General features: G+C 62.9%; 3 protein-coding genes. All 3 read right to left on the bottom strand.

Annotated elements, in window-relative coordinates; genetic code table 11:
• Positions 1-286 precede the first annotated feature (286 nt).
• From GE027_RS20815 to GE027_RS20805, 3 genes are read right to left on the bottom strand one after another with little or no spacing between them, the layout of a single operon-like run.
• Positions 287-2,299 (bottom strand): hypothetical protein, encoded by a 2,013-nt coding sequence (locus GE027_RS20815; protein WP_153559157.1) that lies wholly within the window; start codon positions 2,297-2,299, stop codon positions 287-289.
• A 17-nt stretch (positions 2,300-2,316) separates the two neighbouring features.
• Positions 2,317-4,713, bottom strand: coding sequence for an ABC transporter substrate-binding protein (locus GE027_RS20810; RefSeq protein WP_153559156.1), 2,397 nt, complete (start codon positions 4,711-4,713; stop codon positions 2,317-2,319).
• Positions 4,710-8,240, bottom strand: a complete 3,531-nt coding sequence (locus GE027_RS20805; protein WP_153559155.1) for an outer membrane protein assembly factor BamB family protein — start codon at positions 8,238-8,240, stop codon at positions 4,710-4,712. The genes GE027_RS20810 and GE027_RS20805 overlap by 4 nt, the downstream gene beginning before the upstream one ends.
• Positions 8,241-8,315 lie beyond the last annotated feature (75 nt).

The raw sequence follows: 8,315 nt of genomic DNA, 5'->3' as shown, positions 1-8,315 counted from the left end.
GAACAGTGGCCTAGGCTCTCGGCTGGGACAGCCGAGCTACTCTGTGGCCTAGGCTTCGGTGCCGACCAACATATTTTCTGTCGTTTACTCCCCTCTCCCCGCCGGTCTGGGCAAGTTGAGCTTGCCCAGACCGGCGGGGAGAGGGGAGTAATCGGCTTGTGTTCTTCGGCGGAGTGAAAGGCTACTCTGTGCCGCTTCGCGGCTGGAGGGATCTGGCTCCTTTGCTCACAGGCTGGAAGCCTATGCCACAAACTCTGAATCCGGCTACTTTCGGCGGAGCGAAAGGCTACTCTGTGCCGCTCTCGGCACTGGCGACTTCGGCTTCCAGCTCGCGGATCGTTCTCTCGTCGATGTGCTTGACCAACATGTTGCGAGTTTGATCGAACAACTGATTGATCATGGCTCGCTGCTGGGCGTTGTCGGTTTCCATCTCTTTGCGTTTGTTGCGCATGTCGTGCGAGAGGATCTCGTAGGTGGGTTCTGCGCGGAGGGCATTGAGCAGTTCGCGAGCTTCTTCGATGTTGCCTTTTTCCAGCCGCAACCGGATGCGAGCGGCTAACAGCTGGCGGATGGCCACCAGATCGATGATCGCGTTTTGGATCCCGCGGATGTACGCTTCGGCCTGCAGCCGGAGGTCGTCGCCGCGGATATCGGCCGTGGCCACGGCGTCTTGACCGGGCACGCAGGGCAGCCGAGCCAGGACGGCACCGCCGTTCTTGACGTACATCAAACGCATCGGGCTGTCACCTTTTTCCACGACGAACCGGCCATCCCAATCGGTGCGGCCGACGAATGACATATCGCCGGTCTCCAGGTCCTTTTCGTAGAACTCGTAGCCCTGCAGCGGTTCGTCGGGGCGGCGTTGGGCGTGTAACCGGATCACCGTGTTGTCGTGATAGGGACGGATTTTGAAAGCCATCCGGTGCGTGCGTTTGTTTTTTCGTGCGGGCAGTCCGCCCACGCGGCCGGCATACAGATTCATCGTCAGCTTCGCTCCATCGGCTTCTTCGACGTTCAGGTAGGCCCAGTCCAAAGCTTCCAGGATCAACGGGTCGCCCTGTCGGTCGTCTTTGCGCAGAGCGGGCTGCAGCCAGTCGTCCTTGCCAATCGCGGCGGGCGAGTCGGGGTCGAGGATCAATCCGCCGGCTCGGACCCGTCCGGTCACCACGTTGGTGGCCACGTCCTCAATCCGCACCGAGGGACCAAAGGCCTTGGTGATCGCGGCCCCGATCTCCGGCACCAAACGCTGCTGCGAGATCGCCGTGCGGCGGACAATCGGTCCGGGCAAGCGCATCACGCAATCGATCTCCATCACTTCCACCTGCAACGGCAGGGCTCGCCGGTCCAGTCGCACGACGAACAATTTGTCGTAGCGGTCAAAGACGGCGCCCATCAAATCGGCGATCTCGATGGGGATAATTTTGGGATCGGGATCCTCTAGCTGGCGAGCCAGCCCGCGGGGCACCAAGAGCGCCTCGGTGCCGTCCTGATCCCAGGACTTGAGCACTTGATCTTGCGAGGAAAACCCCTCGGTAACCAGCCGTCGTTTGACACCGTGCAGTTCGGCGTTGTCGGTCACGGCGACGCTTTGAAAGGTTTCAAACATGCGTTCCAGGCCGGTCTGCATTGTTCGGGCGTTGGCCTGCGCGGCGGGCGAACCGTCGACCGGTTCGATCATCGGAGCGGTGATCCGGCGCAGCGCGGCCAGGTCGACCTGCTTGCTGCCCTCCAGAACATCCATCATCTGCAGCATCTGCTCGCGCCACTCGGCCGGATCGATCTTCATCTCTCGGAAGTGTTCCAGGATGATCTGTTCCCAGCGGCCGCGGGAAGGCTGGATGTCCATGGCGGCGCCGCGCGGCAACACGTTCTGCTGCATCGCAGGCGTGGTGAAAACCCGTTCGACCCGTGCGCCCACGTCATGGGCGGTACGAATCCGCGGGGCGTCGGGATGGTCCTTGCGCACGGCCAGCACCGGATCGGCGGCGGTCAACCGATCGTAACCAAACCCCTCCAGATCGCGGAGCGCGGCGATTCGCGGTCCACGCGGTGCATCCTGGACGTCGACGCGCCAGACGGCCGAGAAGTCGTAGTCCAGGTAATCCTTCAGCGGCCCGCCCAGCTCGGGGGCGATCGAGTCCTGTTCGGCATCGACCATCCAAACCAGAACGCGGTACGGCGAGTAGTCCCAGGCAGCGTCCTGTTGGGCGATTCCGGTCTTGGTCCCCAGCACGACGCACAGGACGACCAGGATCGACGTCGCCCAGGGGCCGCGAAATAAATAGTGGTGCAAAATCACGCCTATTGGTCCAACAACTACAACGCCAATCGCCAGCGGCGGACGTTCTGATACAGAGAAACAATGTCTTTGCCGATGCCTGCTACCTCCACGCGATAGGCATAAGAATCGACCAATTGCCACAGCGGCAGGATCGGCAATTCGTGGTTGCAGGAGTGATGCAGATCGTGCAGCCGCTCGGTGACTTCGCGCCAGTTGCGAGCCGATTCCAAGCGTCGCAGCCCCAAACCGATCAATTGATCGTCGGACTTGGCCAGTCCGTCGGGGCCCAGCACACGGCGGGCATCGATACTGGGTTCCCAAACGGCGGCGGCCACGTACACCAGGTCGGCCGTGCCCTCGGCGGGCATGGATTCGCCCGGTGGCAGTTCGACGATTTCCACGTCGAATACCTCCAACAACTCCAGTTGGGTTTTGATCGCTTCGGCTGCGATCGCCGCGACGTTGTCGGCGGGAACGGCTAACCGGATCGGCCGCATCTCGGGGACCTCTTCTTCCTTTCGTTCGGCGGCCGCCTTCATCTGTTGCAGGTTCATCTCCATCAACAGCTTCGCCAGACGAGGCTGGTAGGTGCGTGTCGCCACGTCCTCGTTGTAGGCATAGCCCAGCGGATCGTTCTGTTCAAAGCCGGCCGGAAACGGACCCGAGATCACACGGCACCCGGGCACGTCGCGGTTCTCCAGCAGTTCTCCGGCGAGGATGTCCTCGCGATTGATCGCATACACCAGCGCCCGGCGGAAGGTCCGCTCGGCCAGGTAGGGATGATCGCTGCAGGGGATCAACATGTGGACGCTGGGCAGCGGGTACTGTCCGACGCGGACACGCGACGAGCCCTTCAACCGCTCGGCGTCGGCTGGAAACAGCCGATCCACGACGTCCACGTCGCCCCGCAACAGGGCGGTCACCATGTCGGCGGCGTTGGGCGAATCGACTTCGACAATCTCGCGCGGCTGAGTCGGGATTTCGGGATTGGCCTGGGTCAAAACGTATCGCGTCAGGTCGTCTTCACGGACGTCGGGCTTGTAGGCCCCGGTGGGCGTGTCCGCGCTGTCGCTGATCCAGTGACCATCGACAAAAATCTGCAGCAGACTGGCCGGCAACACATGGGGCCGCCGCAGGGTGCACTGGATCAAACGCGGACTGGTCACCGAAACGGTGGCCACGGCGCTGGCCCAGGCCGGGTTGTACAGCGGCGAAGAACGCTGGGCCCGAGCGACCAGGGCGTCGGCCACCTGATAGGCATCGACGTCCTCTAGCGGCGGTTCGATGGTGGCCGGTTCGAAGTGCAGGTCGAACTGCAAACGGTCGTCGCTCTGTTCGGTCGAGCCGAAGATGAATTCAAACTCACCGCCCTCCGGGCCGGCGCCACGCATCTCGAACAGGGCCCGGTACACCAGACCACCGGCGCGTCGCGCGGGCCAGTTGTCGATCCGTGTCGGATCCAGTGTCGTGGCTCGCTGCAGCACACCGACGCGGATCAGGGGATACAGCGTATCGATCTCCTTGACCAATTCCTGACCGCCGGGGACGTCGGGATAGATGTTCAGACTGTCCCGCGCCAGCCGACGGGCCAGGCGATAATCCTGGGCATCGCGGGCGGCGATGGCTTGCTGGCGTTTCTCCTCGGCCATCTCCAGGAAGCGTTTGTTCCACTTGGGGATCGTGGTGATTTCGCTGTCGTCGTAGTCCTTGCTCAGCCGCGTCAGCAACTTCTGAGCGGTGTCCAGTTCGCCTTGTTCGAGCAAGTTCTCCATCAGCGTGTCGGTGATCTCGCCGATCTTTCCCAGCACGATCTGTTTCTGGTAATCCGGGGCGTAGCGTCGCAGCTCTTCGAGGGTTGCCAGGGTTTCTCGCCACTGGCGTTTGGCGTAGTGCGAAGCCGCATCCCGCAACAGGAAGTCGCTGCGCAGTTGGCGGACCATGGCGTCCTCACCTCGCTCGCGCATCAAGACGGCCAGGAACGGGAAGGCCCCGTCGAAATCTCCCGAGGCGATCCGCTGGCGGGTTTCCCGCAACAGGCGTTCTTCCCACAGTTCGATCGATTCGATCTCGTTCCACTTGATCTCGTACTTCTTGACCGGGATCCCCAGAACCTGGACCGTCAACTTTCCGCTGGGCCGCGCGGGCACTTTTCGGCCGGGAAAAGGAAGGGGATGAACGCGCACCCAGCCCCCACCCGCCGAGGCCTTGATGCGAATCAGGTCATAGGGGTCGCTCTGCAGCAGCTCGATCCCCTCGACTTCGGGTTCGCCTTCGAGGCCAAAGTTGGCGGTCTGGGCCGTGGCCGTACCGGCCAGGGCCGTGACCAGCCCGCCGGCGACCAACCAGGCGGCGACCAGCGACAGCCATCGGCGACGGCGGTCCGGCGTCCGGCAAGCGATGACGTGGGTCAGAGTGACAGGATTGCGGATCATGGGCTGGCCACCTCGGTGGGCATGTCGGTGATGTAGATCACACCTTCGGAGCCGGGCACGAACAAGCGATTCGAGCGGCCCACCGGCAAGGGAACGGCCGACAGAGGTTCGCCGATATCGGTTTGTCCCAGAATCGATCCGTCGGCCGGGTTCATCGCGACCAGCCAGCCGGGCTGGCCGGCCCACAGCCATTGGTCGTCCACCTTCTTCGGCGGAGCGACCACGTCGCCGGAGGGCAACTTCGTGGTCCACAAGGTTTCGCCGGCGGCGTCCAGCGCGTGCAGGGTTCCCTCGTCGGTGCGAACCAGGACCGTACCATCGACGCTGACCGGTCCCCAGACTGCTCGGCCCTCGAGAGTCTGTCGGCCGACTTCTTCCAAAGCGTTGATATCGTACCGCAGCAGGACGTCGGCAGCCGGTCCGGACGTGGTCGCGAACAGGGTTTCGTCGACCGCCGCCATCGGTCCGAGAAACTTGTTCGGGTTGTCGACGGTGCTGAGCGCCCGCAGTTGGTCGCCGGCGCGGATGCGATACAGTTTGCCGCGGTCATCCCCGACGACGATCTGTTCGGCGTCGCTGGGAAGGGCAACCATCTCGTACCAATCGACGGTGCCCTCGGGCTGGGCCGGTGGCTGGAATGGGCTGCCCAGATTCGCACCCGTACGGTAGTTCTTCAGCAGGATGCGGCCGTTGTCCAGGGCCAGCATCACGCCGCCGGCGGTGATCAACGGCGGCGAAGTCGCGCGGTTCAGTCCCACGCCCAGTTTGACGATCCGCAGCGTCTCGCTTCGCCGCGTGGGGTTGTACACGGCCAACTGTCCGGAGTCTTCGGCGTTCAGCAAGACCGTGACATCGTCGTTGACACGCAGCGGGTTTTCGAAACGCAGCCGAAAACCTTCGCTGCCGCCCGGATTCTCCAGCGGGCTGCCCGTGATGCCTTCGCGATACGCCTCCGCATCCAGCATGTAGAGGGCGGCCTGGGAGGTGATCGCATGGACGCCTCCGGTGGTCGGCGTCAACATCGCGACCGGCACGCCGACATCGTTTTGCCACCGGGGTTCCCCCGTGTCCGGATCCACGGCCGCCACCCGCACGCCCTTGGTGCCCTTCAAGACGCGAGCATGAAACAGCACATTGTCGATCAATTTGGGCGGTGCGATGAACGAGTCGCCCGCGTGCTTGGCCCAGCTGAACACGATCTTGCCGGTGTTGGCCTGCAACTGGTAACGATTGATGCGCGTCCCGGTGATCCACATCTGGCTGCGGTCCACATCCATCTGCGTGGCCGTGGGTTGGTCGTAGGAGGCCACCTGTTCGGCCAGCACCGTGACCTGTTCGTTATCCGCCGCGGTGTCGATATCCAGTACCTTGACCTCGCCGCGGTCCGACAACACGATCAACCGCCGACCCTGGATTTTGGGCGGCGTGATCACGTTGCCGGTCATCAGAATCGGGGCCTGGGCGGGCGTCAGGTTCTCCCCACGCTCGTCCGTCCGCAGGATGTGAATGCGAGCCGTCTTGGGGTCGATGTTTTCGATCACCAGCAGATGCCCCAGCATGGCCACCGGCGGCACGCGGATGGCGCCTTCGGCATGCTGGGTATAGAACGACTCGATGCATTTACCGTTCTTGGCATCGATGACGTACAGATTGCTGTGGTCACCCACTTGGTAGATGCGTGGCAGTTTGTCCGAGACGCCGGGACTGACCGGCGTGGGCTGAGGAAATTTGGTCGCCCACTGGACGTTGCCATCGAAGGCGTCCAGGGCGATCAAGCGGCCGCTGGTGGTCGAGACGTAGACGTCTTCGTCTTCGACCTGCGGCGGATTAAAAGGTTCGCCGATCACGGTCCGCCACTGCAATTCGCCTTCCGTCCCCGACAAACGCTGCACTTCCGCTCGAGCCCCATCGCTCAGCAGGACCCCGTCCTCGGCCAATTCGCCCAGCGGTGTGGGAAGGTGCGAGTTGCGGTATCCGACAAAGCGTCGCCAGAGGTTCTTGCCGGTGTCGGCTGCGAAGGCCAACACCGAACCTCGAACCTGAAAATAAACGACTTGATTGACCAAGCCCGGTGCTCCGCTGCCCGTGCGGTTGGTCAACACGATCGTTTTCAGGTCCTTGGCCTGCAGATCGTCCTCGAACGTTTCCGGAACGTCCGCGGCGCTGCTGACCAGTTGCTGCTGGATCGCGCTGGCTTCGACAATTAATTCTTCCAGAGCTTCGTTGCCGGTCAATTCGGGATAGTCGCGCAGCAATTGCTTGCGAGCGTCGTAGGCCTGCTTGGTGGCCTGCTGGTCGAGCGCTTGACGCATCGCCACCAAGGTGTCGGCCAAGTGCACGTTGCGGTTGATCGAACGATTGATTCGGGCTCGCGCCTCGTTCAACATCGTCAACCGCGTGGCCAGGTTCTGCCGCAGCGCCGACGACACGTACTTGGCGTTCTGGGTCAGCTGCAACAACTCGTCCAGCGCGGCCAGCAACTGTTTCTTCTCTTCGGTATCGCTGACCTTCTCGGCACGGTTGGCGATGTTCTCTCCGACGGTGACCAGGTTATCGGCCAGGGCGGGCAGTTCCGCCTGCATGGCCTCCTCGTCCTCGACCCCCGGCAGTAACCGCTTGGCCTCGGAGAGCGCTTCGGTGGGATCGCTGCTGCCGACCGCTTCGTAGATCTGCGTGGTCGCCACCCGCACCCGCGCCTTGGAGGCGTTGACCGGGTCGGTCGAGGAGAACTTGTAGACGAATTCCTCGTACTGCTCGCGAGCGGCCGGGAAACTGCTGGCATCGTACAGGCTGTCGGCATTGGCGATGAACTCCGACGAATCCTGGCTGGTGATGATCCACCACAGCGCGAAACCGCCCAGCAGCAGCAGCAGGATGATCCCGGCGACACCGTAGATCTTGAACGAGTCCCAAACGTTTTTCTCTTCGACACGCCGCCGCCGCACCGGGCCACCGCCCTGGCCTGCCCCGCTGCCCTGGCCGACGCCGCTGCCGACGCCGCTGCCGCTGCCGCCCGCTTCGACCGGAACGGCTTCCATCACATCGGCGTCGACCGGCACCGCTTCGACCGGTTCGGCATCGACCGGCATCGCATCGACCGGCTCGGCTTCCATCACGTCGGCGTCGATGGGGACGGCGTCGACGGCATCGTCATCGACCGCGACGACCTCGGCCACCTGATCGTCGGCGGCCAACTCATCGGCATCGTCAACGGCGACGACCTCGGCCAGTTCGCCGTCGGAGCTGCCGTCATCATCGACCAATTGCAGATCGTCGGCCAACGCCCCGGCGATGGTTTCGGCTTCGTCGGCATCGGCCGCTTGGCCGTACTCACCGGCCCGCAGCTCGCCGATCAATTTGGTGGCTTGAAAACGGGTCAGATGTTCGTTGTCGACCAACAGTTTGGCGACCGTTTCCGGTGTGACCTTACGGCCACTCTGCGCCAATTGATCGCGGAGTGCTTCGATAATTTCTTGATCCAGCAACCCGCGTCGCTCGAGCAGGTCGATCAATTCGTTGGCCAGCATCAGCTTCCAGGATGATTAAATGAAACAGAAAAGAATGAGAGAAAAAAGCGTTGCGTCGCTCTTCGTTGATTTGAT

It is taken from the genome of Roseimaritima sediminicola (assembly GCF_009618275.1).
GTDB lineage: Bacteria > Planctomycetota > Planctomycetia > Pirellulales > Pirellulaceae > Roseimaritima > Roseimaritima sediminicola.
This window is presented reverse-complemented; position numbering and strand designations above follow the sequence as displayed.

Bases quoted from the DNA above. Each gene is read 5' to 3' on its own strand.
- GE027_RS20805 (WP_153559155.1), bottom strand. From the start codon at position 8,240: ATGCTGGCCAACGAATTGATCGACCTGCTCGAGCGACGCGGGTTGCTG.
- GE027_RS20810 (WP_153559156.1), bottom strand. From the start codon at position 4,713: ATGATCCGCAATCCTGTCACTCTGACCCACGTCATCGCTTGCCGGACG.